The organism is Streptomyces sp. NPDC044002 (assembly GCF_056434525.1).
This window is the reverse complement of record NZ_JBWKEZ010000028.1, coordinates 40,110-64,154: the sequence shown is the minus strand read 5'-3', so window position 1 is coordinate 64,154 and position 24,045 is coordinate 40,110. Positions and strand designations below refer to the sequence as shown.

Here is a 24,045-nt window from a genome sequence, read left to right as displayed (position 1 = left end):
CGTGCGCGTGGGCTGCCGGGTGGTGACGGGGGTGGTGCGGGGGACCGGTCCGGGCGGGGCCCGGGCGGCCCGTCCGGATCAGGACTCCACCGGAGCCCGGCGGTCGGTGATCAGGTCCATGGGGTGGGGCGCGGCGGCCGGCCCGGTGCCGGGCGCCCCGGCCAGCAGGCGGTTCAGCACCGCCGCCTTGCGGGGTCCCTCGATGCCGAAGCCCGCCGCGAAGCGGCCGTCGGCCGGGCCCTTGACGTCGAGGAGGCGCACCACCACGTCGTCGCGCTGGAAGACGGTGCTGCTCAGCACCGGGGAGGTGGGGACCCTCGCGGCCGTCTCGTCCTGGCGGGCCAGGAAGCGGGCGACGAGCGGACCGCAGCCCGGCTTCGCCGGGTAGAACAGCGCGTGCCGCGTCACCTCGTCGGGCGGTCCGTGCGGGGCCACGTGGTGGACGGCCGGCAGGCCCGCCCGCATGAAGAACATCCGCGCAGACTCCGGGTCGGACAGGTCCCGGTCCTGCTCCAGGTACGGGTTGATGGCGTGCTCGACGGCCCGCACCTCGGGCTGCTCCGACACGTGCCGCAGCGCCGCCGTCAGGTCGCCCTGCACCTCCACGCACCGCACCACCCGGTTGCCGTGCATGAAGAGGGAGGTGCGCAGGAGCCGGGTGTGGTCGTCGACCCGGGCGGCCGGGGAGGTGTACGAGGAGAGGATCCCGGCGACCTTCTCCTCGCTGCCCGGCTTCACCGTGAAGGTCAGCGCGTGCCGGACGACGCCCTCGCCCAGCCGGGGCGCGCCCTGCAGCCGGCCCGACGCCCGCTGCGGGGACTCGTACCGCCTGCCGGTCTCGCGCAGGACGGTGAAGGTCAGCGGCCGCATCGAACGGGCGCAGGCGCCGAGCGGCTTCACCTGGGCCACGTGCTCCTCGCTGTTCACCCACGCGAGGTACTGCGGGGCGCTCTCCCACTCGCTGGTGATCAGCCACTGGGAGGGGTTCGCGAAGGACTGGCAGAGCTGGTCGCCCAGGTGGCCCGGCACGGACGCGATGTCGTGGCGCAGCTGCTCGTAGGCCTCGAAGAACCGCTGCTGGGCACCCTCGTGGAGGTCCATCAGCAGGACGACCCGCAGCATGGAGCCGTCGAACGCGGACTGAGACACCCGTTCGGACAGGGTGGTTGTCATCTGCTCACTCCTTCGTGAGGGCCCGGGACCGGCGCGGGGGCGGCCCGGTGCCCGTCGGCGGTGGCCGCCGCTGTCGCGGGCCCGGCGGGCCCCGCGGGCCTGCGCGGTAGGGAACGGCGGACGGTGTGGCCCAAGTGGGTCCGCCGCTGTCGCTCATCGTCATCCGGCCGGGTACGGATCGCGACATCTCCGGATCAAGCGGGTGACAAGACGCGACTCGCCAGGGCAAGAACCCTGATCGGGGGCATAAGGCGTCCACTGCCCCCCACACGAAACAGGAGTCCGCAGCCGATGGAAGAGCATGCCGATGTCCGCGTACCGGTCCTCGTCGTGGGCGGTTCCCTCGTAGGCCTCTCCACCTCGCTGTTCCTGAGCCGCCACGGCATCAGGCACATGGTGGTCGAGAAGCACGCCGGGACCTCCGTCCACCCGCGCGGACGCGGGATCAACGCCCGGACGATGGAACTGTTCCGGACGGCGGGCGTCGAACCCGCCATCCGCGAGGAGGCCTCCGCACTGGAGGCCAACCAGGGCATCCTGCAGACGCAGTCCCTCGTCGGCGGCGAGCACAAGTGGCTCATCAAGGCCGTCGACCCGTCCGGTGCGCTGGCCCGCTTCAGCCCGACCGGCTGGTGCCTGTGCAGCCAGAACAACATCGAGCCGGTCCTGGCCGCGCACAGCCGCGCCCAGGGCGCCGACGTGCGGTTCGCCACCGAACTGATGAGCTTCGACCAGGACGCCACCGGGGTGACCGCCCTGGTCAAGGACCGGGAGACCGGCGAGCACATCACCGTCCGCGCCGACTTCCTGATCGCCGCGGACGGCCCGCGCAGCCCCGTCCGCGAGGCGCTCGGCATCCGCCAGACGGGCAACGGCGAGCTCTTCCACAACGTGAGCATCGTCTTCCGCTCGGAGCACCTCGCCGAAGCCCTGGGCGACCTGCGCTTCATCGTCTGCTACCTGATGCGGCCGGGCGCCGACGGAGCCCTGCTGCCCGTCGACAACGAGACCCAGTGGGTCTTCCACGCCCCCTGGCACCCGGAGACGGGCGAGACCCTGGAGGACTTCACCGAGGAGCGCTGCGTCACGCAGATCCGTGAGGCCATCGGCCTGCCCGGCCTCGACGTGGAGATCGGCGGCAAGGCCCCCTGGCACGCCGCCGAACGGGTCGCCGAGCAGTACTCCGTCGGCCGGGTCTTCGTGGTGGGCGACGCCGCCCACGAGATGTGCCCGACCGGGGCCTTCGGCTCCAACACCGGCATCCAGGACGCGCACAACCTCGCCTGGAAGATCGCCGCGGTGCTGAACGGCTCCGCCGGCCCCCGCCTGCTCGACAGCTACGAGGAGGAACGCCTGCCCGTGGCCCGCGCCACCAGCGAGCGCGCCTCCGCCCGTTCGGCCGAGCACAGCCACCCCGGGTACGTGCCCCCGCCCACCATGGGCGGCGGCCCCGGCAGCGGGGTCCTCACCACGGCGATGGGCTACTGCTACCCGCAGGGTGCCGTCCTCGGCGGCGACCCGACCCGGCCGGTCATCCCGGAGGAGATGCGCCTCAAGGGCGACGTGGGCACCAGGGCCCCGCACATGTGGCTCAGCCAGGCCGGCCGGCGGATCTCGTCGCTGGACCTGTACGAGACCTCGTTCGTGCTGCTCAGCAGCCCGGGCACGCCCTGGCAGGAGGCGGCCCGGCAGGTCGCGCGGGAACTCGGCGCGCACCTGGACGCCTACACCGTCGGCGCCGCGCCCGACGCCGACCTGGTCCAGCCGGAGGGCGCGCCCCACTGGGCGCAGCTGCACGAGCTGCCCGCCGACGGCGCCGTCCTCGTACGCCCCGACGGGTTCGTCGCCTGGCGCTGCGAGGGCCCGGCGGCCGACCCGCGCGGGGAGCTCGCGGACGCCATGACGCGGCTGCTGCGCCGTTCCTGAAGGCGCCGCTCCTGAATGACGGGTCCGCTCAGCGGCAGGCCCAGCACCCCGCCCAGCAGCCGTGGCCCGCGGGCCGCGGGGGCGGGCGGTGGTGCGCGCCCCGGCCCGGCCGGGGCGGGGCCGGGGCGGCCCGGCCCGCGAGGCAGGCGACCACCACCGTGATCGCGGCCAGTTCCTCGGGTTCGGCGCTGCCCCGGTGGATCCGGAGCAGGCCGGCTATGGAGTCGTCGCTTCCCATCGGTACGGCCTCTCGTCGGGAGACCCCCCTGACCCGGTCCACCGGGTCCGTCCGGACCTGCGGCCCGGGTGCTGACGACGCTACGAGCCCCCCGGCGGCGTGTCGTGCCGGGGGGCCCGCCGCGCACCCATCCGGGCGACACGCCCGGATGGCGGCCTGGTCAGGGCGTCAGCGCAGGCCGAGCTTCACCCACTTGGCCGTACTGGGCACCCCGCGGGCGTCGAGCAGGAACAGCATGTAGTAGCCGGGCGGGGCGTCCGCCGCCGTCGGCGGGGTCCGCAGCCCGATGGTGTCGCCGCGCACCCCGGTGAGGGGCAGCTCCAGGTGCCGCTGGCTGGTGTTCACCGCGTGGGTGACCGTGGTCGGCGCCAGCAGCACGGCCCGCCGGACGGCGGCCGCGGTGGAGCTGCGCACCTCGAAGGCGGCGCCGTGGGCGAGTTCGCCCCGGGGCGCGCGGTCCAGGGCCGGCCGGGTGCCGCCCTTGTGCAGGTAGGCGGGCTCGTAGAGCTCGATGCTGCCGTCCATGGAGTCCCGGATGTCGGGGTCGTTGGCGATCTGCTGGAGCTCGTCCCCGGTCACCATCACCCGCCCGTCCGGCATCACCAGGGCGTTGGAGTGGTAGCCGCGGGGGAGCCGCTGGGCCGGGCCGAGCCGCCAGCGCCCGGCGGCGTCGCGCAGTTCGGTCTGCCGGTACTTGAGGTCGGCCTTCGGGTTGAAGGGGCCGTACCCGTAGTCGCGGGTGCTGAGCGCCCCGTTGACGGTCAGCAGGGTCGCGTCCGGCATGATCAGGGTGTCGTCCTGGGTGCGGCCGAACGCCCGGGGCCGCTCGGTGGTCCACCGGCCGCCCGCGAGCCGGTAGGTGTTGGGGTCGTGCGGGTCCCCGCCCAGCACCAGCACGGAGTCCGGCCCGCGCAGCCCCGCCGGGAGCGGTACGGCGGATCCGTAGCCGCGGAAGTCCGCCGGGCGGCGGGGCAGGTCGCGGCGGGTCTCCCCGACCGGGTCGAAGAGCCACTGCTGGTCGGCGTCCCGGCCCAGTCCGTAGATCATGCCGTCGCGCAGCGAGAACAGGTGGGGGTAGTCGTTGCGGAAGGGCGCGTCGGCCCGGAACCGGTCGACGGCGATGTCCAGCGGGATGTCGAACGGCCGCCAGGGCACCGGCAGCCCCTTCGCCGGGAAGCGCTCCACCACCGGGGTGGGCGTGCCCGTGCCGCGTTCGGACTGGCCGGACATGATGATCTGGCGGCCGTCGGCGCCGGTGACGGCCGACGGGTACCAGCGGCCCACCGACATGTCCCGGTTGCGGTACCAGTGTTCGGTCCACGGGTCGAAGACGAAGGACAGCTTGGCACCGCTGCCGCCCTTGCCGCCGGTGTTGCCGCCGAAGACCGCGAGCATCCCGTTGGGCAGGAAGGCGTGTCCGGCGCAGAAGAACGGGGCGGGGCGCGGGGCGTACGTGCCGTCGGGCATCAGCACGGTCGGCGGCCGGACCTCCTTGAAGGCCCGTGCGCCGGTGCCCCTGGCGGGGTCCCAGAGGAAGGCGCGGCCCGCGTTGGTCGGGCCGGTGCGGTCGGTGGGGCCGGTCTCCTTGGTGGGGTCGGTCTCGACCCGCTCGAAGGAGAAGAGCAGTACCTTGCCGGTCGGCAGCTGGGCGAGGTGGACCCCGAAGTCGGGGGAGGGGAAGAACTCCGCGAACCTCCCGGACTCCGCCGGGCGGAAGGCCTTGTTGGCCCGCTCCTGCGATGCGGTGAGGGCGGCCAGGCTCGCGCTCCGGGTGGCCTGCGGGTACTCGCCGGCGCCCCGGGCCGCGCGGCGCCGCTCTGCGTGGGCCCGGGCGTGCTCCTCGCCGATCAGGGCCGCCTCGCCGGCCGTGACCCCGGCGTCGGTCTCCGCCCCGTCGTGGGCCGGCGTGGCCGCGGCGGCCGGGGCCGCGAGGAAGACGGCCGCGGCCAGCGTGGCGGCCAGGGCGGCGGACCGGTGTGCTGCTCGGGACATGCGACTCCTCGGTGTGCGACGACCGCCGGGACGGGAGGGACGCCATGCTAGAAGATCAGGTGCATATCACCTCATATGACGCGCACCCTCAGCGCGGAACGGCATACAAAAACACCCCGGACGAATTGACGTCCGGGGTGTGCTTCCGCGTATATTAAATAGTTCACACTCTCTATTGAACGAGGGCGTGACGAAGCTTTACGGGGACATCGTATCGCGCTGGGAGCGAAATTGTCAAACACCGAATTTCAGAGCGAGCAGGAATTCATCACCGAGCTCTACGCGCGCCTCGAAGACCTGCGGGACCAGGCCGAACAGGCTGTTCAGGGCGCCCTGGGGGAGGCCGCCAACGGCCCCCAGGCCCGGCTGGAAAGGGATGTACTGGTCGCCGAGCAGTCCGGCCTGCTTTCCGCCCTGAACTCCGCCGAACACGGTCTGTGTTTCGGCCGGCTGGAGTTCTCCGACGGCCGCGACCACCACATCGGCCGAATCGGGATCAGGCAGGACGACGCCGAACGCACCCCGCTCGTCCTCGACTGGCGCGCCGAAGCGGCCCGCCCCTTCTACCTGGCCACCGGCCACGTCCCGATGGGCCTGCGCCGCCGGCGCCACATCACCACCCATGGACGCCGGGTCACCGCACTGCACGACGAGATCCTCGACCTCGCCGACACCGAGCGCACCGGCTACGAGGGCGCGGACGCCGACGCCGTGCTGCTCGCCGCCCTCGACGCCGCCCGCACCGGCCGCATGCACGACATCGTGCGGACCATCCAGGCCGACCAGGACCGCATCATCCGCTCCCCGCACCAGGGCGTCCTCGTCGTGGAGGGCGGTCCCGGCACCGGCAAGACCGCCGTCGCCCTGCACCGCGCCGCCTACCTCCTCTACGCCCAGCGCGAGCTGCTCGCCAGGCGCGGCGTGCTGATCGTCGGCCCCAACCCCGCCTTCCTCGGCTACATCGGCGAGGTACTGCCCGCCCTCGGCGAGACCGGGGTGCTCCTCGCCTCCCCCGGCGACCTGTACCCGGGCCTGCGGGCCACCGGCACCGACCGCCCCGGCGCCGCCGCCGTCAAGGGCCGCGCGGCCATGGCCGACGTCCTCGCCCGGGTCATCGCCGACCGGCAGACGCTCCCCGAGACCGTGCCCGCCGGCAGCGGCGAGGACAGCGCCGTCGTCCCCGAGCCGGCACTGGAGATCGACCACGACGACTACGGCACCCTGCTGCTCGACCGGACCATGGCCCATGCCGCCCGCGACCGGGCCCGCACCACCGCCCTGCCCCACAACCTGGCCCGCCCCTACTTCGCGTTCGCGGTCATCGACGCCCTCACCGAACAGCTCGCCGACCGGCTCGGCGCCGACCCCTACGGCGGCCCCAACCTGCTCGGCCCGGACGACGTCGCACAGCTCGGCAAGGAGATCGCCACCAGCTCCGAGGTGCACGCCGCCATCGACACGCTCTGGCCGGACCTGACCCCCGAGCAGCTCGTCGCCGACTTCCTCGCGGACCCCACCCACCTCCCCGCCGAGGACGCCGAGCTGATCCGGCGCGCCGAGGGGGAGTGGACGCCGGCCGACGTCCCGCTCCTCGACGAGGCCGCCGAACTCCTCGGCGTCGACGACACCGCCCGCAAGGCCGCCGCCGCACGCGACCGGCTGGAGCGCATCGCCTACGCGCAGGGAGTCCTCGACCTCTCCCAGGGCTCGGAGTCCTACGAGTTCGAGGACATGGAGAGCGAGTACCTGGCCGCCCACGACATCATCGACGCCGAGCGGATGGCCGAACGCCACGAGGAGGCCGACCACCGCACCACCGCCGAACGCGCCGCCGCCGACCGCACCTGGGCCTTCGGCCACGTCATCGTCGACGAGGCGCAGGAGCTGTCCGAGATGGCCTGGCGGCTGCTGATGCGCCGCTGCCCGACCCGCTCCATGACCCTGGTCGGCGACCCCGCGCAGACCGGCGACGAGGCGGGCTGCGGCTCCTGGAAACAGATCCTCGACCCCTACGTCGGCGACCGCTGGGAACACGTCCGGCTCGGCGTCAACTACCGCACGCCCGCCGAGATCATGGAGCTGGCGGCCGGAGTGCTCCGCGCCCACCGGCCCGGCTTCGAACCGCCCCGCTCGGTGCGCTCCACCGGCGTACGCCCCTGGGTACGGGAGACGGCCGGCCTCCCCGCCGCCGTGGCCGCAGCCGTCCGCGACGGCGCGCCCGCCGAGGGCAGGCTCGCGGTGATCGCCCCCCGCCCCCTGCACCCGGCCCTCGCCGCCGCGCTGCCCGGCGTACGGGCGGGGGAGCAGCCCGACCTCACCCGGCCGGTGGTCCTGCTGGACGCCCGCCAGGCCAAGGGGCTGGAGTTCGACACGGTGATCGTCGCCGAGCCCGCGGACCTCGACCCGAGCGACCTCTACGTCGCCCTCACCCGCGCCACCCAGCACCTCGGGGTGGTGCACACCGGCCGCCTCCCCGAAGGGCTGACCGGCTGACCCGACGGAGACCTGGGGGCCCGGCCACGGCCGCACGGCGGCACGTGGCCGGATTCGCCCCCCTCCAGGGGGCTTTGACCGTCGTAGGGTGATCGGATGGCCCTCGTCGACATCACCTCCAGCGCCCCCGACTTCGACTCCGACCCGCACTCCTTCTACGCGGCCCTGCGCGCCGCCGGGCCGGTCCACCAGGTCAGGGGCCCCGGGCCCGCGCAGGACGCGTACTGGCTCGTCGTCGGGTACGAGGAGGCCCGCCAGGCCCTCACCCACCCGGACCTGCTCAAGGACTGGCGCAACTCCGGGCTGTATCCGGACATGGAGCCCAGCGCCTCCAGCTCCAACATGCTGGAGGCCGACCCGCCCCACCACACCCGGCTGCGCCGCCTGGTGGCCCGGGAGTTCACCGCCCGCCGGGTGGAGGCGATGCGCCCCCGCGTCCAGCGGATCACGGACGAGCTGCTGGACGCCATGGCCGCCCGGCCCGAGCGCTCCGCCGACCTGGTCGAGGCCCTCGCCTTCCCGCTCCCCATGACGGTGATCTGCGAGCTCCTCGGCGTCCCCGACCTCGACCGCGAGCGGTTCCGCCGCTGGTCCAACGAGATCGTCGCGCCCCGCCCGGAGACCACGAACGAAGAGGCGCTCGTCGAGCTCACCCGCTACCTCACGGACCTGGTCGCCGAGAAGGCCAAGTCCCCGGGCGACGACCTGCTCAGCGCCCTGATCCGCACCCGCGACGAGGACGGCGACTCGCTCTCCCCCGACGAGCTGATCGGGATGGCCTTCCTGCTGCTGGTCGCCGGCCACGAGACCACCGTCAACCTCATCTCCAACGGCGTACGGGCCCTGTTCGCGCACCCGGACCAACTGGCCGCCCTCCGCGCCGACTGCGACGGCCTGCTCGGCGGCGCCGTGGAGGAGATGCTCCGCTACGACGGCCCCGTACAGAACGCCACCTACCGCTACGCCGCCCGGGACGTGGAGCTCGGCGGCGTCCTCATCCCCGCCGGATCGGTCGTGCTGGCCTCCCTCGCGGGCGCCGGCCGGGACCCGGGCCGCTTCGCAGAACCCGACGTGTTCGACATCCGCCGCGCCCCCGGCGGCCACCTCGCCTTCGGGCACGGGCTGCACTTCTGCCTCGGCGCACCGCTGGCCCGGATCGAGGGCCGGATCGCCGTCCGGAGCCTGCTGGAACGGTTCCCCGCCCTCAAGGCCGACCCGGCCGGCGGCCCCCTGGAGTGGATCCCGGGCACCCTGATGCACGGCGTGACCCGGCTGCCGGTGCGCTGGTAGCGCTTCCCGCGTTTGCTGCGGAACGGCGGATACCGCCTGCCGGTACACGTTTTGGCATGGCGCCGGATCCTCAATACGATCCGGCGATGATCACAAGAAAACGACTGGCGGCAGGGGCCTGCGGCCTGTTCGTCGCCTTGACCGCGGGACTCCTCCCGTCGACCGCGGCCGCCGCCGACGGACCGGCGAAGGAGCCGCCGAAGGTCGAGCTCGTGCTCGACGTCAGCGGCTCCATGCGCGCGAACGACATCGACGGCCAGTCCCGCATGGCCGCCGCGAAGCAGGCCTTCAACGAGGTCCTCGACGCGGTACCCGACGAAGTCCGCCTGGGCATAAGGACCCTGGGCGCCACCTACCCCGGCGACGACAGGGCGCTCGGCTGCAAGGACACCAAGCAGCTCTACCCCGTCGGCACGGTGAACCGCACCGAGGCGAAGACCGCCGTCGCCACCCTCGCGCCCACCGGCTGGACACCCATCGGGCCGGCCCTCCAGGCCGCCGCCCAGGACCTGGAGGGCGGCAACGCCACCCGCAGGATCGTCCTCATCACCGACGGCGAGGACACCTGCGCCCCGCTCGACCCCTGCGAGGTGGCCCGCGAGATCGCCGCGAAGGGCATCCACCTCGTCGTCGACACCCTCGGCCTCGTCCCCGACGCCAAGACCCGCGCCCAGCTCACCTGCATCGCGGAGGCCACCGGGGGCACGTACACCTCGGTGACCCACACCGCCGAACTCTCCGGCAGGGTCAGACAGCTCGTCGACCGCGCCGCCGACCCCGTCGCCACCCCCGTGGCCACCGAGGGCGCCAAGCAGTGCGCGAGCGCCCCGCAGCTGAAGGCCGGCCTCTACAGCGACCGCGAGACCTTCGGCGAGCACCGCTGGTACAAGGTCGACGTCCGCCCCGGCCAGGAGCTGCGCGCCTCGGTCAGCATCGGCGCCGACCGGGCCGTCAACAACGACTACGGCGTGCTGCTGCGCGCGACCACCGTCCACGGGCGGGAGATCGTACGCGGCTCCGAGGCCGGCGACGGCCGCACCGACGTGATCTCCACCGGCCTGCGCTACCCCAAGCCCGAACTCGACGGGGACGACGCCGAGAAGACCGAGACCGTCTGCCTCCAGGTCAGCAACTCCTTCGCCGCCGGCCCGGCCGTCAAGACCACCCCCGGCATGCCCGTCGAGCTCACCATCGACCTCGTCGACGGCCCCGCCGGCGGCTCGGACGCCGCCTCCTTCGGCCTCGGCCGCGGCTGGTGGCTGATCGGCCTGCTGGTGCTGACCGGCCTGCTCGCCGGTCTGGTCTGGGGCTGGATCTCGCGCTGGCGCATCTCCGTCTGGAGGACCAACTGATGCGTACCGTACGCACCCTGACCGCCGCCCTGCTGGCGGGAGCCGCGCTCCTGGCCCCGGCGGCGGCCGCCACCGCGGCCCCGAGCCCCACCCCCACGCCGAGCGCGGGCGCGGGCACCGGCAAGGACGGCAAGGCCCCGACCGAGGCGGGCACGGGCTTCCGCACCGCGGCGCTGTTCAAGCCCGGGCAGAAGGCCACGGCCGCCGGGTCCACCGGCGACTACCTCTACTGGGCCTTCCCCGCCGACACCGGCCAACGGGCCACCGTACGGGCCTCGGTGACGCTCCCGGCCTCCGCCGCCCGGCACGGCGCGCAGACCTGGCAGCTCGACGTCTACGACGGCCTGCGCCGCCGGCAGCCCTGCACGTACGGCCATCAGAGCGCGGCGGCCGCCAAGGAGACCGCCACCGTGGAGCTCTCCTGCACCCTGCGCACCGTCCGCTCCGGCGCCGAGGCCTGGTCCAACGATCCGCTCCCGGGCAGCTACTACGTCCGCCTGACGGTCGTCGGGGCGCACGAGGAGGACCTCGGGCTGCCCGTGAAGGCACAGGTCGAGGCCGAGATGAAGGAGACGGGCGGGGCGCGGGCGGTGGACGCGGCCCTGGCCGAGCCCCTCGTCCCGGGCATCGCGGGCGCCTCCGAGCAGCAGCGCGAGGCGCGCGCCCCGGAGGGCGGCTGGTCCTCCGGCTGGTGGTCCGACCGCTGGCTGTGGACGGCCGCCGGCGGTGTCCTCGGCGCCCTCGCGGGCATCTACGGGTACTCCCTCACCCGCGGCTCGGGCCGCCCCTCCCGGCCCCAGGCGTGACCGGGTGCCGCCGCGCCCGCCCGGTGCGGCGGCACCAGTACCCCGGATGATCATCCGGCCACGGAGCGTGGGCTATGTTGGAGGGAGAGTGACGTCAGAAGGAGGCCGCCGGTGTCATCGGGGCAGCAGGCACGCGCGCAGGCGGCCGCGATCACGCCCGGCGGGACCCCGCCGGGGCAGGAGAAGCCGCCGGCCGACCGGCTCCTCGCGCTCTTCGACGGCCACCGCCTCTCACCCGGACAGCGTCGGATCGCCCAGTACCTGATCGACCACCTCACCGAGGCGGCCTTCCTCTCCATCACCGAGCTCGCGGAGCGCGTGGGCGTCAGCCAGCCCTCGGTGACCCGCTTCGCCTCCTCCCTCGGCTTCAGCGGCTACCCGGCCCTGCGCGACGTGCTCCAGCCGATCGCCCTGTCGGCCGTCGCCGGCACGCCGGACAGCAAGGAGCAGATCCGGCAGAACGAGCTCCAGGCCGCCGTCGACGCCGAGATCGAGAACCTGGAGAACGTGCGCAGGCTGCTGGCCGACACCAACCAGGTCCTGGAGATCGGCCGCGAGCTGGCCCGGTCAGTGCCCCTGACCGTGCTGGGCCTGCGGATCTCGGTCTCCCTGGCGGAGTACTTCGCCTACGCGGCCCGCCGCATCCACCCCGACGTCCGCCTCGTGACCCGGGGCGGCAGCGTGGCCTACGACGCCCTGCTCCAGTGCCGTGCGGCCGGCGGGAGCTGGGTGCTGGCCTTCGCCATGCCCCGGCACGCCAACGAGACCCTCGCCGCCCTGCGCGCGGCCCGCAGCACCGGGCTGAAGGTCGTCCTGATCACGGACCCCACCGTCGGGCCGCTGGTGGAGGCGGCCGACGTGGTGCTGACCGCCGGTACCGGCTCCCGGCTGGTCTTCGACTCGTACGCGGCCCCCGGCATGCTCTCCGCCGCCCTGCTCCAGGCGATGGCCGACGCGGACCCCGAGCGGACCCAGGCGCGCCTGGAGCAGTACGAGCAGGTCGCCGACCAGCACGGTTTCTTCCTGTAAAGGCCGATTCCACCCGTCGTGCACCTGCACGTGACCGCGAGATATTCAGAGCCTGGGCATGCATGAAATTTTTCATACCCTTGATTACTCGACGGTATATATGTTTACTGACGGCGGCGCTCCGGATCCCTCAGACGCCAAAGGCGGACGTTTCCCCGCGTCCGCTTCGAACGGCCACCCAGTACGCCGAACCTCCTCACGGCGGGACCGGGTGCCGCGTCAAGGCTTGTGGATCCCCCGGAGGAGCGCCCCTGGCGGCCTCGGTCAACCCCTGGGCCGAGGCCGCCCCCCAGCAGTCTCTCGATCAGAGTTCCACACCCCTCGGAAGTGACGAGAATGCCCCAGACGGCCACCCTCACGCGCAGCCCGGACTGGCCCCTGCAGGTCAAGGCCCCCGGCACGCACGACTGGGAACGCAGCGCCACCCGCTGGCTGCGGGACCTCCTCCCGGCCCGCTACGGGAGCTACCTGACGCTGACCCGTCACCACGCACTGCTCGCGCGGCACGTGCAGCTCCAGCTCCAGCACGAGATGCGCGCGGTCCGCGTCGCCCTGCACACCAGCCGGGCCGAGCTGCCGACGATGGGCGTCGCCGAGTCGGTCATCGAGAACACGATCAGGATGTACGCCATCGAGCTGGAGCAGCTCGGCCGCCTCTCCCGCGGTGCGCGCCTCGTCTCCGAGGCGCTGCTGCTGGCGGCGACCCCGGGTCAGCGCAGGCGCTGACCCGGAGCCGGAGCCGAGGCCCGGGGCCGGGCCGTCAGGCCTGGCAGAGGCCGCGCGCGTAGTCGTACGTCGCGGTCGCCTGCGAGTACTTCCACTGCGGAGCCAGCAGGGAGTCCTTCAGCTGGTTCGCGGCGGCCGGGCTCTCGACGACGTAGCCGAAGTCCTGGAGCCAGGACGGGTACAGGTTCTTCGAGCCGATGTAGAAGGCCGAGTCGTCCACCGAGACCAGCTTGTGGTGCTGGGCGTACGGCTTCCCGTCCGCCCACGTCGCCTTGTCCGAGGCGCGGAAGGTGGCCAGCTGGAGGTTCTGGCACATCGCGGCCTTCGAGGTGCGCTCGTCGCCGGTGAGGGCCGTGAGGCGGCCGCGCAGCGCGTCGCTCACCTCGTTCAGGGACTTGATCTGCGAGTAGCCGTCGCTGCCGACCGCGCCGCGGTTCGCCGGGTCGCTGACGACGATGCGGACCTTCACGCCGGCCGCGAGCTTCGCGGCGAGCGTGTCGTAGAGCCGGATGTCGTAGCGGGGCAGCGGCGGGCAGGTCGCGTTCAGGTCCTGCTGGGAGATCTCGATGTGGTTGTTCGCGCCGGCGACCAGCGCGCGCAGGGCGCTCTCCTCCGGGTTGACCGTGTCGTAGTCCCGGTCGGCGTTGGTCCGGTCGGACACGCCGATGCCGCACTTGGTGTCGGGGGCCGTCGGCAGGACCGGCCTGAACGCGGACGTGGGGTCGCTCTGGCGGATGCCGATGCCGAGGCCGCCGACCGCGATGGCGGGGACGTCGCCGCCGCCGGCCGGGGCGGCCGGACGGGGCAGGGTGGGCATGCAGCCGGCGTTGTTCGAGGAGGCGAACCAGACGCTGCTCCAGCTGGACTTGTTGCGGCAGGTCCAGTCCCACAGGGTGTCGAGGTAGCGGCCGGCCGAGCCCGCCGCCGGACCGGACAGCGCGAGGTCGACGTCGTTCACCGGGTGCGCGGTGTCGAGGTAGTCGTCCTTCCAGCTGTTGATGCCGCCGGTGATCACCGAACCGCCGTCCACCACCACGAGCTTGGAGTGGTTCCAGGAGAAGCCGGTCTTGGAGGTGGTCATCGAGGCCACGTTCAGGGTGACGTTCGCGGCCGCCGGGCCGAGCTTGGCCACCATCTCGTCGCGGTACGAGGACGGGATCACGTTGGCGTGGTAGATCGGCGCGGCGCCCACCAGGATGCGGACCTGGAGCCGGTTGCCCTTCGCCACGGCCTCCTTGAGGCCGGCCACGATCGCGTCCTGGAAGCCGCCGTTGGGGAACGGGGCCAGGGTGGATATGTCCACGCTCTGCCGGGCCTGGGCGATGTCCTGCCGGGTCTTGTCCAGCAGCCGGCGCGAGCCCGGACGGTCGGCGCAGGACGGGTCGCCCCAGCAGCCGGGGGTCTGCAGCAGCCAGTCGGAGCCGCCGGGGGCGGAGGCGCCGAGGCTGTTGCCGGCGGTGCGCTCCCAGACCGAGCCCTCAAGGCCGGGGGAGACCTGGCGCAGGGTCTGCTCGATCGAGTCCAGGTGCGGGGTCGGCGAGTCGGCGGCGAAGGCCGGCGCGGCGGGGAGCAGGGCGAAGGAGAGGGTGAGCGAGAGGGCCGTCGTGCGGACGGTGCGTGCCAATGTGGTTCCTTGGTACTGGGGGGTGGCTCCGGCCGGGCGGCATGGTCGTTCCGGGCCCCGGCCTTGATCAACTCGCGCAAGTTACCAGCCCGTAAGCCCCTGTTCATCCGGGCATGGTCGCCTTCCGGCCACCCCGCGGGGCGCCCGGCCGGGCCCGCCGGACGGGGTCCGGCCATCCGGCCCGGCCATGTGGCCGAAACATGCCGCCGGAATTGGATCGTCCGAATCGGGTCGTCCGAATGCGGTTCCGCCGGCCACGAGATGGCGTCGAGCCGGGGTGCCGTCGAGCGCGGGACGCCGTCGGTTGCGGGACGCCGTCGGCGGGATGGGATCATGGCCGGATGCCCGAGACCCCGACCTCCGTGACCGACCGGTGGCCGCCCGCCCCCGAAGGCTCGACCGCCTGGCTGGCCGAGCTCTGCGAGGACGACGGCCTCACCGGCTTCACGCCCCCCGGACTGCCCGACGCGGCCTGGGTCTTCCACGCCATCTACGAGCACCCACAGGGCCCGGCCGAGGTGCCGGCGGCCGCCGGGGAAGGCCTCGGCCGTGGCGAACACCCCGGCCCCGGCTGGCGCCGCCTGCGCTGGACCGAACTGGCCCGGCGGCTCGGGGACCCCGTCGCCACCCCCGAACTCCCGCCCTGCTACCGCAGCTTCCCGTCCTTCAAGACAGAGCCCGGCCGCCCGGCCGGCATCTGCTGGCCCACCGAGGGCAGCCTCGACCGCGAGACCTGGAACCGGCTGGTCGGGATCCTCCTGCGGCACAGCCCCCAGGGGGCCGACACCCCCTGCCTCGCCTACTACAACCCCCTGACGCTCGGCGCGTGGGACTTCGAGAACCTGCACGTCCGGGCGGGCCGCCTGGGCGACGCCGAGGCGCTCTACGACTACCCCGAAGCCGAGTTCAGCCCCTCCAACCTCTGGGCCGCGGACCGCTCGTGGGTCGTCTGCAGCGACTACGACCTGTGGGCCACCAAGGTGGCCGGTCCCGCCCCGCTCGTCGAGGCCCTCCTGGCGGACGCGGAGCTGGAAGCGCTGCGGATGCCCCCGGCGCCCTGGAACTGATCCCGGGCGCCGGGGCGGCCGGCCGTCACAGCCAGGGGATCTCGTCCGCGCCGTAGCGATAGGCGCGGAACACCGAGTTCTGGGCGCCGCGCGAGGACTCCAGTCCCGTGCCCCGGCTGAACGAACCGAACTCCGGCACCACGAACTCCCACACCACGTCCCCCTCCGGGGTCACCTCGAAGAGGCGCCCGAAGGAGCCCTCCGCCACGAAGGTGTTCCCGTTCGGCAGCCGCTGCGCGCTGGACATGTACGGGCTGAAGAAGTTCTGCGGCGGGTTGTCCTCGTACGACCACACCTCCGCGCCGCTGACCGGATCCAGCTCCAGCACCCGCGAGTACGGCACCGAGGTGGTGTCCCGGTAGGTCCCGTTGTCGAAGACCAGGATGTTGCCGCCCGGCAGCTCGTGCGGGTGGTGCTGCTGCGCCAGTACGTCCGGGCCGATCCGCCAGCGGACGGAGCCGTCCGCGCGGTCCACGGCCACCGTCGTCGAAGCGCTGCGGAAGCCCACCACGATCCCGCCGTCGGCGAGTTCGTTGACCGTGTTCGCCATCGGCCAGTGCTCACGGGCGAAGTGCGGGTTCAGCGGCACCTCCTCCGGGTCCAGGTGCTCGATGGCCGCCCAGCGCCACAGCACCTCGCCCTCCCAGGTCAGCTCGTACACCACGTCCCCGTAGACCACCCCGCCCGGCGCCTCCGAACCGGGGATCCCGCCCCGGATCCGGGCGGCGTCGGCCGCCGACAGCGGCTCCACGCCGGTGATCAGCAGGTTGCCGTTGCGCAGGATCGATGCGTCGTGGTGGTGGAAGGGGTGCCGGGCCTCGCGCAGCACCGTGGAGTCCGGGGCCAGCTCCTGGAAGATGCCGCCGTGGTAGACGTCCCAGATCGGGAAGAGCGTCGGCCCGGAGGTGTCCTTCGCCGCGTAGAAGAGGTTGCCGTTCGGCAGGAGCTGCGCCTGGCGGCCCGGCGGGTGCGGGGAGTTCCAGGTGTGGACCGGCTTGCCCTCGATGTCCACGAGGTGGATCGTGCCGTCGCCGGTGATGGGGGTGTAGAGGGTGTAGCCGCCGTAGCTGCGCACGGGGTCGTGGGCGCGCAGTCCGGTGCCGCGGCGGCGGAGGGTGTTCTGGTCGACGGTCATGGGTGTCGTACCTGCTTCCTGGTGAAGGGGAGGGCGGAGGGGGTCAGCGGAGGGTGACGGCGGCCGGGTCGGCCGCCGTCAGGGGTGCGGGGCGCAGCCGTTCGCGCAGGGCCTGCCGGTCGGCGGCGCCGGGCAGGTTCTGGGCGGCCTTGGCCCAGGCGGCCTCGTCGGCCAGCTGGGCGAGCAGCTCGGGGGTCAGGCTCGCGCCGTACGTGTAGCGGGGCTGGAAGGAGTCGACGTAGCCGGCCTGGAGCGCGCCCTTGGACTGGGCGACGACGGCCGCCCGCGCGGCGGCCGGATCCGCCTCGGCGGCCCGCTGCGCGCGCAGCACCGTACGCAGCACGGCGGTGGCCGCGGCGTCGTCGGCGGAGGGGCCCGAGACGAGCAGGGTGCGGGCGGTGTAGCCGGAGAAGGGGACCTCGGCGTAGCGGTCGGCCAGGGCGGTGCGGGCGGCGTCGTAGAAGCTGGGGAAGGTGACCCCGGCGTCGACGTCGCCGCGGGCGAGCGCCGCCGCGACCTGGTTCGGAGCCAGGTTGACCACGGTCACGTCGGCCGGGGTCAGCCGCTCCGAGGCGAGCATCCGGCTCAGGGCGTACTCGACGTTGGTGCCCTGCGGGACCCCGACCTTGCGCCCCTTGAGCGCGGCGAAGCCGGTGATCCCGCGGTCGGTACGGGTCAGCAGGCGCCAGTCGGAGAACCGCGAGAGGTCGGCCACGATCCGCACGTCCCGCCCGCCGAGCGCGGCCGTCACGGCGGGCAGGTCGCCCACGACCCCGAAATGGGCCTGCCCGCCGAGGACGGCGTTGAGCGCGTCCCGTCCGGTGGACAGGGTGGTCACGGTGGCGTCGAGCCCCTCCTCGGCCCAGAGCCCCCGCTCCTGCGCGAGGTACACCGGCGCACCGCCGAGCTGATCGCTCCCGGCCACGGTCACGGCCCTCCGCCCGCTCCCCTCCGGGGATTGCGCGCAGGCGGTGGCGAGCAGGGACAGCAGCGCGGCGAACAGCACGGCGGCTGCCGCGCGGGGTCTGGTTCTGCCTCCGGGACGGGGCATGGCAGTCGGTCCTTTCCGGATCGGGGTACGGGGGGTGGGACTCGGGGGTCATGCGGGTCGGGGCGCCGGCCGGAGGGCGGGTCGCCCCCGGGTCGAGGGGCGCGTGCCGCGCGGGCCGTCGGCCGGCCAGCGCCGGCCCGGATCGCGGGCTCCGCGGGTCCTGGTCCGGCCGGGTGGGCGGCGGGGACGGATGCCCGGGCCTCGGGGGCCGCGGCCCGGGGCGGGGTAGGGGCCGTTCGGCGCCGGGCTCCGGGCTTCGGGCAGTGGGCGGGGTCAGACGGTGGTCAGGTGGCGGGCTATCAGGGCGCGGAGGTCCGGGTCCGGGGGGCCCGGGGGGACGGGGTGGTCCGCCAGGACCCGGCCCGGAGAGGCGCCCAGCACCACCACCCGCCCGGCCAGGGCGAGCGCCTCGTCGATGTCGTGCGTCACGAACAGCACCGTGGTCCCGCTGCGCCGCCACAGCTCCCGCAGCAGGTCCTGCATCCGGCCCCGGGTCAGCGCGTCCAGCGCCCCGAACGGCTCGTCCATCAGCAGGACCTCCGGCTCCGCCGCCAGCGCCCGGGCCAGGGCGACGCGCTGCTGCATGCCGCCCGACAGCTGCGCCGGGTACTTGTGCGCGCCGTCCGCCAGCCCGACCTCCGCGAGCGCGGCCAGCGCCCGCTCGCGCCGCTCCCGGCGCGGCAGCCCGAGCCGTTTCAGCGCGAACTCGACGTTGCCCCGGGCCGTGCGCCACGGGAACAGGGCGTAGTGCTGGAAGACCACCCCCCGCTCCGGGCCCGGCCCCTCCACCGGCACGGACCCGGCCGTCACCCGGCCCGACGCGGGCCGGACGAAGCCGGCCACCGTGTTCAGCACCGTGGACTTGCCGCAGCCGCTGGGCCCCAGCAGCGCGGTGAACGACCCCGCCGGGAACACCAGGTCCGTCCGCTCCAGCACCGGCGCAGCGCCGTAGCCCACCGTCAGCCCCTCCAGGCGCACTTCGAGGCTCATGACGCGCTCCAGTGCACGAACCGGCGCCCGACGGCAGCCAGCACGAGGTCCGCCGCCACGCCCAGCAGCCCGAGCACGAGCAGCCCCGCGAACATCCGGTCCACCCGCAGGAACTGGCCGTCCACCTGGAGCCGGTACGCCAGCCCGCTGTCCGCGCCGCCCAGTTCGGCGGCGACCAGGGCCAGCAGCGCCACCGAGGCCCCGTAGCGCAGCGCGGCCAGCAGCGCCGGCGCGGCGGCCGGGAGCAGCACCTCGGTGAACCGCCGGTGCAGCGGCGCCCCCAGCGAACGGGCCGCCCGCAGGTGCGAGACCGGCACCCGCGAGACCCCGTCGTGCACGTACAGCCAGACCGCGAGGAGCACGGCGTACGCGATCAGCAGCCGCTTGGCGCTCTCGCCGATCCCGAACCAGGCCGTCGCCAGCGGTACCAGCGCGATGGCCGGGATCGGCCGGAGGAAGGAGACCACCGGCGTGACGGCCGCCGACAGCCTCGGCAGGTACCCGGTGGCGAACCCGAGCGCGCCGCCCAGGACCGCGCCCAGCGCGAAGCCCTGCCCCGCGCGGGCCAGGCTCGCGCGCAGGTCGTCGGCCAGCACCCCGCTGCGGGCGCTGTCCGCCAGCGCGGCGAGGGTGTCGGCCGGCGTGGGCAGCAGCCCCGGGGCCACCGCGCCCGACCAGGCGAGCAGGGACCAGAGCCCGAGCACGGCGGCGGCCGCGCCGGCCGGCGGGCCGAACCGGCCGAGGGCCCGGCCCGTGGGGGAGGGTGTGGCGTGCACGCGAGCACTCCTCATCTGCTGTCCGGCCGTCGCCGGCCTGTGGTTCATAAGTGAGGTCAATAATTGACGAGGCTTATGAACAGGGTGTTGCAGCAGTACGAAACCTCCCGGGCCCACCCGGCCGCCGGAAGCCGATGGGGTACGTTCACCAGCGTGTCCCGCCCCGAACCCACCCCCGAAGCCATCGAGGTCGGCCGCGCGATCCGGGAGTGCCGCACGGCACGCCGGGTCTCCATGGCCGTACTGGCCGCCCGCTCCGGCCTCTCGCAGCCCTTCCTCAGCCAGCTCGAACGCGGACTGGCCACGCCCAGCCTCAGCTCGATCTACCGGATCGCCGAAGCCCTCGACGTGGCCCCCGGGACTTTCCTGCGCCCGCCGGGCCGGCCGGGCGTGGTCAGCCACGAGAGCGACCCGCAGGTGATCCGCGTCAGCGAGGCCGCCGGGCAGGTGGCCCAGGTGCTCATCCCGGGCGGGCGCAGCGCGCTGATGGAGGCCTACGAGCACCACTTCGAGCCGGGGCAGGGCGAACGCGGCTGGTTCGAGCACCCCGGCGAGGACTTCCTCTACGTCCTGGAAGGGTCCGTCGTCCTCGAAGTGCGGGGCGAGGAACCCCTGTTGCTGACCGCCGGCCAGAGCGCCCACCACCGCGGCGACCTGCCGCACCGCTGCGTGCTCGCCGGCGGGGGCGCGGCGGCCGCCCGTACCCTGCTCGTCATCGCCAGCCCGTGACCCCCGGAACGGCGGTCTCCCCTTTCGCGTGAGGACCGTGCTGGAATGTCCCCACACGGTCCGTACACGGCAGTGGGGTGGACACGATGCCTCTTGAGGGCGAATACGATCCGAGCCCGGCGCGGTGGGTGCGCGAACAGGTCGAGCTGTACGAGAGTTCGGGCGGCACGCAGGGCACGACGCTCTGGGACACCGGTCTGCCGGTCGTCATCGTCACGATGCGCGGCGCGCGGAGCGGCAGGATCCGCAAGATCCCGCTGATGCGCGTGGAGCACGAGGGGCGGTACGCGGCCGTGGCCTCCAAGGCCGGCTTCCCGCGCCACCCGGTCTGGTACTTCAACCTCAAGGCCCACCCGCGGGTCGACCTCCAGGACGGTCCCGAGCGCCGCGTCATGACGGCCCGTGAGATCACCGGGGGCGAGAAGGCCCGGTGGTGGCGGCGCGCGGTCGCCGCGTACCCGCCGTACGCCGAGTACCAGGAGAAGACCGACCGGGTGATCCCCGTCTTCGTACTCGAACCCGACCACCCGGCCGCGGGGCCGCAGGGCCGCGGCACGAGGTGACGGGAGGTCAGGCGCCGTCCGCCGGGGCGTCCTCCGGCGCCGCGTAACAGTGTACGGAGACCAGCCGGTCCGGCGCCCAGCGCTGCTCGACGGTCGCCAGCAGGCTCCAGCCGAGGCGCTCGTACAGCGCGGCCGCCGCGGTGTCGGAGGCCACCACGTCGAGCACCGGGTGCAGCCCGAGCTCCCGCGCCCCGCGCACGGCCCGCGCCATCAGCAGGGCGCCGGTCCCGTGCCCGCGCGCGCCGGGCGCGACGAACAGCCGGCTGACGACGGCCGTGCCCTCCACGGGCACCCCCGTCCGCCGGCTCCACAGCTCCGGCGCCGAGTCGCCCGGCCCGCTGCGGCACAGCCCGACGTGCCCGGCCACGCGGCCCTCCCGCTCCGCCACCCAGCTGCCGAGCAGCGCGGGCGGCGACAGCCAGTCCCGCGGCCGCTCGGGCCAGTCCACCGGGTAGCCGTCGCCGTGGTGGACCTCGGCGAGTGCGCGCACGCACGCGCCGAGGTCCTCGGGTTCACGCGGCCGGACGTCCATCCGGCCATGCAACCACAGGGGCGTCCGCCTCAGGACAGGCGGGTGACCCGGGCCCCGAACGAGGGTTCGACGAGATCGGTCCCGACCGCGACGGGCACGGTCTTCGCGCCGAGCCCGTCGCCCACGGTCAGCACGCCGACCTCCGTCCCGGCCTTGGCCTCGTGCGGCAGCGGCTTCGCGCCCGCGCCGAGGGAGAGCCGCAGCTGCTGGCCCGGTACCCCGACCACGGTGAGGTCCTTCGCGGCCACGAGCGGGGTCGAGCCGCCGAGCCCGTCGGACACGTGGCCCACCGGCTGCCCCTTGCGGATGACGGTGGCCGGGGCGAGGGTGTTGCGGACCGCCTCGATGATCTTGCGGCTGTTGTTCAGCACCAGCTCCAGGCTCTTCGCGGCGTTGGGGTCCGGCCCGTCCACGCGCTGCTCCATCATCACACCGAGGATCAGCGGGCTCTCGCCGCCGACCTTCTTGTCCGCGGCCCACATCAGGGTGCCGCCCGCCGGGGTGCTGGACCCCGTCTTGATGCCCACGGCGCCCAGACCGCGGACCGAGAGCAGGGTGTTGTTGTTGTCGACCGCCTGGGTTCGCCCCTTGACGGGGGACGAGGCCAGCTCCACGATCTGGCGGAACGCCTCCTCCCGCATCACCGCCTCCGCGAGCTTGAGCTGGTCCACGGCGGTACTGACCGTGCCGGCGTCCAGGCCGCTCGGGTCCGTGTACGTGGTGTCCCGCATGCCGAGTTCCTTCGCGGCCGCGTTCATCTTCGCGACGAAGGCCGCCTCGTCGTTCCCGCTGTCCCAACGGGCCAGCTGGCGGGCGATGTTGTTGGCGGACGGGATCATCATCATCTTGAGCATGTCCTGCTCGCTGAACTTCTGCCCGAGGGTGAGGTCCTTGATCCGGGACTCGTCCTCGGACTTGCCCTCGGCGACCGCCTTGGCGTCGATCTCGATGGCGGGGCCGGGCTCGTTCTTGCGCAGCGGGTGGTTCTTGAGGATCACGTACGCCGTCATCACCTTGCCCACGCTGGCCGTCGGGACCGGCTTCTGCTCGCCGAACGTGCTGATGACTCCCGAGCCGGGGAAGCGGACCGCTGCCTGCCCCTTGGCCGGCCAGGGGATGGTGGTCGAGCCCTCGATGGTGTGCGAGGTCTGCTCGGTGACGAACGTCGGTGCGGGGAGCGGGCGCAGCATCTGCGCTCCCGCGATGCCGCCGCCGAGCAGCAGCACGATCGGCGTCCACACCTTGACGCGGCGCGTGAGGGTGCGGCGCGGGGTCTCCGGCGGGGGAGCGGTGTTGGTCAGCTCGGCCAGCAGTTCGAGCGGCGGCAGCGGGGTCTCGCGGGTGGGCTCCAGCGCCGGGCGCTGCTGCGGCTGCGGCTGCGACGGCCTGACGGCGTCGGGGTCCTTGAGCGCGACGAACTCGCTGGTCCGCTCGGGGTCGTGCGGTTGCGCTGCCGCGCCCTTGCGTGCGGTGGGCGCCTCCCTAGCCGGCGAGGGCGCGCCGGCCCCCTTGCCCGCGGGGGAGCCTTCCCCGTCCTCCGCCTTCGCCCAGGACGGACGCGGGCGGTCCCCGCCCCGGGCCGGCACGGCGCCGTCCGCGGGGTTGTCGCCCTCAGCGGTGTCGCCCTTCGCCCAGGACGGGCGCGGGCGGTCGCCGGCCCGGGCCGGTGCGGTGTCGTCCGCGGGGTTGTCGCCCTCAGGGGTGTTGCCCTTCGCCGATGAGGGGCGCGGGCGGTTCTCGGCCCGGGCCGAGGTGGTGCCGTCCGCGGGGTTGTCGCCCTCAGCGGTGTCGCCCTTCGCCCAGGACGGGCGCGGGCGGTCCTTTCCGGCCTCCGCCGACGCGTCGTGAGCCGGGCCGCCCGAGCGGTCCCCCGTCGCGTCCCCGCCCGGGGTCTCCCGCGCACCGGACCCGCTGCCCGCGGCCGGCTCGTCCCCCGACTCCGCCTGCCCGGTGGTGGTGTCGGCTTCCGCCTCCGGGCCGGCCCCGCCAGACGCACGTGCGGGGGCATCGTCGTCCGGCTCGGGGGCCGTGCCCGTTCCCTCGTCCGCGGCGGTCGACTCCGAGGCGCGGACGGGTTCCCGCTCGGCGGGGGTGCCGGTCCCGGATCCCGCGTCGGCGGGGGCGGCGTCGGCCGCCTCGCGTCCCGCCGGGGCGCCGGCGGGTTCACGCCCGCCCGGGGTGTCCTTCGCGGGCTCCGGCTCGGCGTCGTCGCGTTCCGCCCCGCGCCCGGCCAGGGCGCCGACGGGAGCGCCGCTTTCCGACTCCGGGGCGGCGTCCTTCGGCTCGCGCCCGGCGAGTGTGCGGGTTCGGGGGTCGGTGGGTGCCGCCTTCGGCCGGGCGGGGGCGTCGGCGTCGGCCTCGGTCTTGGGGGTGCTTGCCTCGCGCTTGGTCAGGGTGCGGGTGGGGGTGTCGGTTTCCGGCTCCGGGGCGGTGTTCTCCGGTTCGCGTCCGGCCAGGGTGCGGGTTCGGGGGTCGGTGGGTGCCGCCTTCGGCCGGGCGGGGGCGTCGGCGTCGGCCTCGGTCTTGGGGGTGCTTGCCTCGCGCTTGGTCAGG

General features: G+C 74.1%; 20 protein-coding genes. 10 read left to right on the top strand and 10 right to left on the bottom strand.

The features are described from left to right. Window positions 1-78 precede the first annotated feature (78 nt). Window positions 79-1,173 carry a SchA/CurD-like domain-containing protein gene (locus AC07A6_RS21565; RefSeq protein WP_478778153.1) on the bottom strand — a complete coding sequence of 365 codons (1,095 nt, stop codon included), beginning with the start codon at window positions 1,171-1,173 and terminating at the stop codon, window positions 79-81. 291 nt (window positions 1,174-1,464) lie between these two features. Between AC07A6_RS21565 and AC07A6_RS21560 the strand changes: the two genes are divergently transcribed. Continuing rightward, entirely contained in the window at window positions 1,465-3,099 is a 1,635-nt protein-coding gene (locus AC07A6_RS21560; protein ID WP_362462223.1) for an FAD-dependent oxidoreductase, read from the top strand. Window positions 3,100-3,127: 28 nt separating this feature from the next. Here the strand turns inward: AC07A6_RS21560 and AC07A6_RS21555 are convergent, their stop codons facing one another. After that, window positions 3,128-3,337 carry an acyl-CoA carboxylase subunit epsilon gene (locus tag AC07A6_RS21555; protein ID WP_478778152.1) on the bottom strand — a complete coding sequence of 70 codons (210 nt, stop codon included), beginning with the start codon at window positions 3,335-3,337 and terminating at the stop codon, window positions 3,128-3,130. A gap of 168 nt (window positions 3,338-3,505) precedes the next feature. Continuing rightward, a complete protein-coding gene (locus AC07A6_RS21550) occupies window positions 3,506-5,329 on the bottom strand; it encodes a galactose oxidase-like domain-containing protein (protein ID WP_478778151.1) in 1,824 nt (607 codons plus the stop codon). A gap of 231 nt (window positions 5,330-5,560) precedes the next feature. Between AC07A6_RS21550 and AC07A6_RS21545 the strand changes: the two genes are divergently transcribed. The 6 genes from AC07A6_RS21545 (at window position 5,561) to AC07A6_RS21520 (ending at window position 13,025) form a co-directional block, all read left to right on the top strand. Beyond that, window positions 5,561-7,822 carry a HelD family protein gene (locus AC07A6_RS21545; RefSeq protein ID WP_478778150.1) on the top strand — a complete coding sequence of 754 codons (2,262 nt, stop codon included), beginning with the start codon at window positions 5,561-5,563 and terminating at the stop codon, window positions 7,820-7,822. A 96-nt stretch (window positions 7,823-7,918) separates the two neighbouring features. Next, on the top strand, window positions 7,919-9,112 hold the full coding sequence (locus AC07A6_RS21540) for a cytochrome P450 family protein (RefSeq protein WP_478778149.1): 1,194 nt from the start codon (window positions 7,919-7,921) through the stop codon (window positions 9,110-9,112). A gap of 86 nt (window positions 9,113-9,198) precedes the next feature. Then, window positions 9,199-10,464 (top strand): VWA domain-containing protein, encoded by a 1,266-nt coding sequence (locus AC07A6_RS21535; protein ID WP_362462238.1) that lies wholly within the window; start codon window positions 9,199-9,201, stop codon window positions 10,462-10,464. Beyond that, a complete protein-coding gene (locus AC07A6_RS21530; protein WP_362462240.1) occupies window positions 10,464-11,270 on the top strand; it encodes a hypothetical protein in 807 nt (268 codons plus the stop codon). Before AC07A6_RS21535 ends, AC07A6_RS21530 begins: the two co-directional genes overlap by 1 nt. 111 nt (window positions 11,271-11,381) lie before the next feature. Further along, entirely contained in the window at window positions 11,382-12,299 is a 918-nt protein-coding gene (locus AC07A6_RS21525; protein ID WP_362462243.1) for a MurR/RpiR family transcriptional regulator, read from the top strand. A gap of 336 nt (window positions 12,300-12,635) precedes the next feature. After that, window positions 12,636-13,025, top strand: a complete 390-nt coding sequence (locus AC07A6_RS21520; RefSeq protein ID WP_362462246.1) for a hypothetical protein — start codon at window positions 12,636-12,638, stop codon at window positions 13,023-13,025. Between the two features lie 34 nt (window positions 13,026-13,059). On the opposite strand, the gene AC07A6_RS21515 is transcribed toward AC07A6_RS21520, so the two are convergent. Beyond that, window positions 13,060-14,649, bottom strand: coding sequence for a phospholipase D-like domain-containing protein (locus AC07A6_RS21515; protein WP_478778148.1), 1,590 nt, complete (start codon window positions 14,647-14,649; stop codon window positions 13,060-13,062). A gap of 341 nt (window positions 14,650-14,990) precedes the next feature. On the opposite strand from AC07A6_RS21515, the gene AC07A6_RS21510 reads away from it, so the two are divergent. Then, window positions 14,991-15,716 (top strand): hypothetical protein, encoded by a 726-nt coding sequence (locus tag AC07A6_RS21510; RefSeq protein WP_478778147.1) that lies wholly within the window; start codon window positions 14,991-14,993, stop codon window positions 15,714-15,716. A gap of 25 nt (window positions 15,717-15,741) precedes the next feature. On the opposite strand, the gene AC07A6_RS21505 is transcribed toward AC07A6_RS21510, so the two are convergent. The 4 genes from AC07A6_RS21505 to AC07A6_RS21490 form a co-directional block, all read right to left on the bottom strand. After that, complete coding sequence (locus AC07A6_RS21505; protein WP_478778146.1) at window positions 15,742-16,851, bottom strand: aryl-sulfate sulfotransferase; 1,110 nt, start codon at window positions 16,849-16,851, stop codon at window positions 15,742-15,744. 43 nt (window positions 16,852-16,894) lie between these two features. Then, entirely contained in the window at window positions 16,895-17,902 is a 1,008-nt protein-coding gene (locus AC07A6_RS21500; RefSeq protein ID WP_478778145.1) for an ABC transporter substrate-binding protein, read from the bottom strand. Window positions 17,903-18,175: 273 nt separating this feature from the next. Beyond that, entirely contained in the window at window positions 18,176-18,892 is a 717-nt protein-coding gene (locus AC07A6_RS21495) for an ABC transporter ATP-binding protein (protein ID WP_478778144.1), read from the bottom strand. Continuing rightward, window positions 18,889-19,668 carry an ABC transporter permease gene (locus tag AC07A6_RS21490; RefSeq protein ID WP_478778143.1) on the bottom strand — a complete coding sequence of 260 codons (780 nt, stop codon included), beginning with the start codon at window positions 19,666-19,668 and terminating at the stop codon, window positions 18,889-18,891. The genes AC07A6_RS21495 and AC07A6_RS21490 overlap by 4 nt, the downstream gene beginning before the upstream one ends. Before the next feature lie 153 nt (window positions 19,669-19,821). Here AC07A6_RS21490 and AC07A6_RS21485 point away from each other — a divergent pair, with 153 nt between their 5' ends. Next, entirely contained in the window at window positions 19,822-20,397 is a 576-nt protein-coding gene (locus tag AC07A6_RS21485) for a helix-turn-helix domain-containing protein (protein WP_362462267.1), read from the top strand. Between the two features lie 86 nt (window positions 20,398-20,483). After that, window positions 20,484-20,960: a nitroreductase family deazaflavin-dependent oxidoreductase gene (locus AC07A6_RS21480; RefSeq protein WP_478778142.1), complete on the top strand. Its 477-nt coding sequence runs from the start codon at window positions 20,484-20,486 to the stop codon at window positions 20,958-20,960. 7 nt (window positions 20,961-20,967) lie between these two features. Here AC07A6_RS21480 and AC07A6_RS21475 read toward each other — a convergent pair whose 3' ends face one another. Next, complete coding sequence (locus tag AC07A6_RS21475; protein ID WP_478778141.1) at window positions 20,968-21,492, bottom strand: N-acetyltransferase family protein; 525 nt, start codon at window positions 21,490-21,492, stop codon at window positions 20,968-20,970. Between the two features lie 29 nt (window positions 21,493-21,521). Beyond that, on the bottom strand, window positions 21,522-24,045 hold a 2,524-nt coding region (locus AC07A6_RS21470; RefSeq protein ID WP_478778140.1), incomplete at its 5' end, for a serine hydrolase.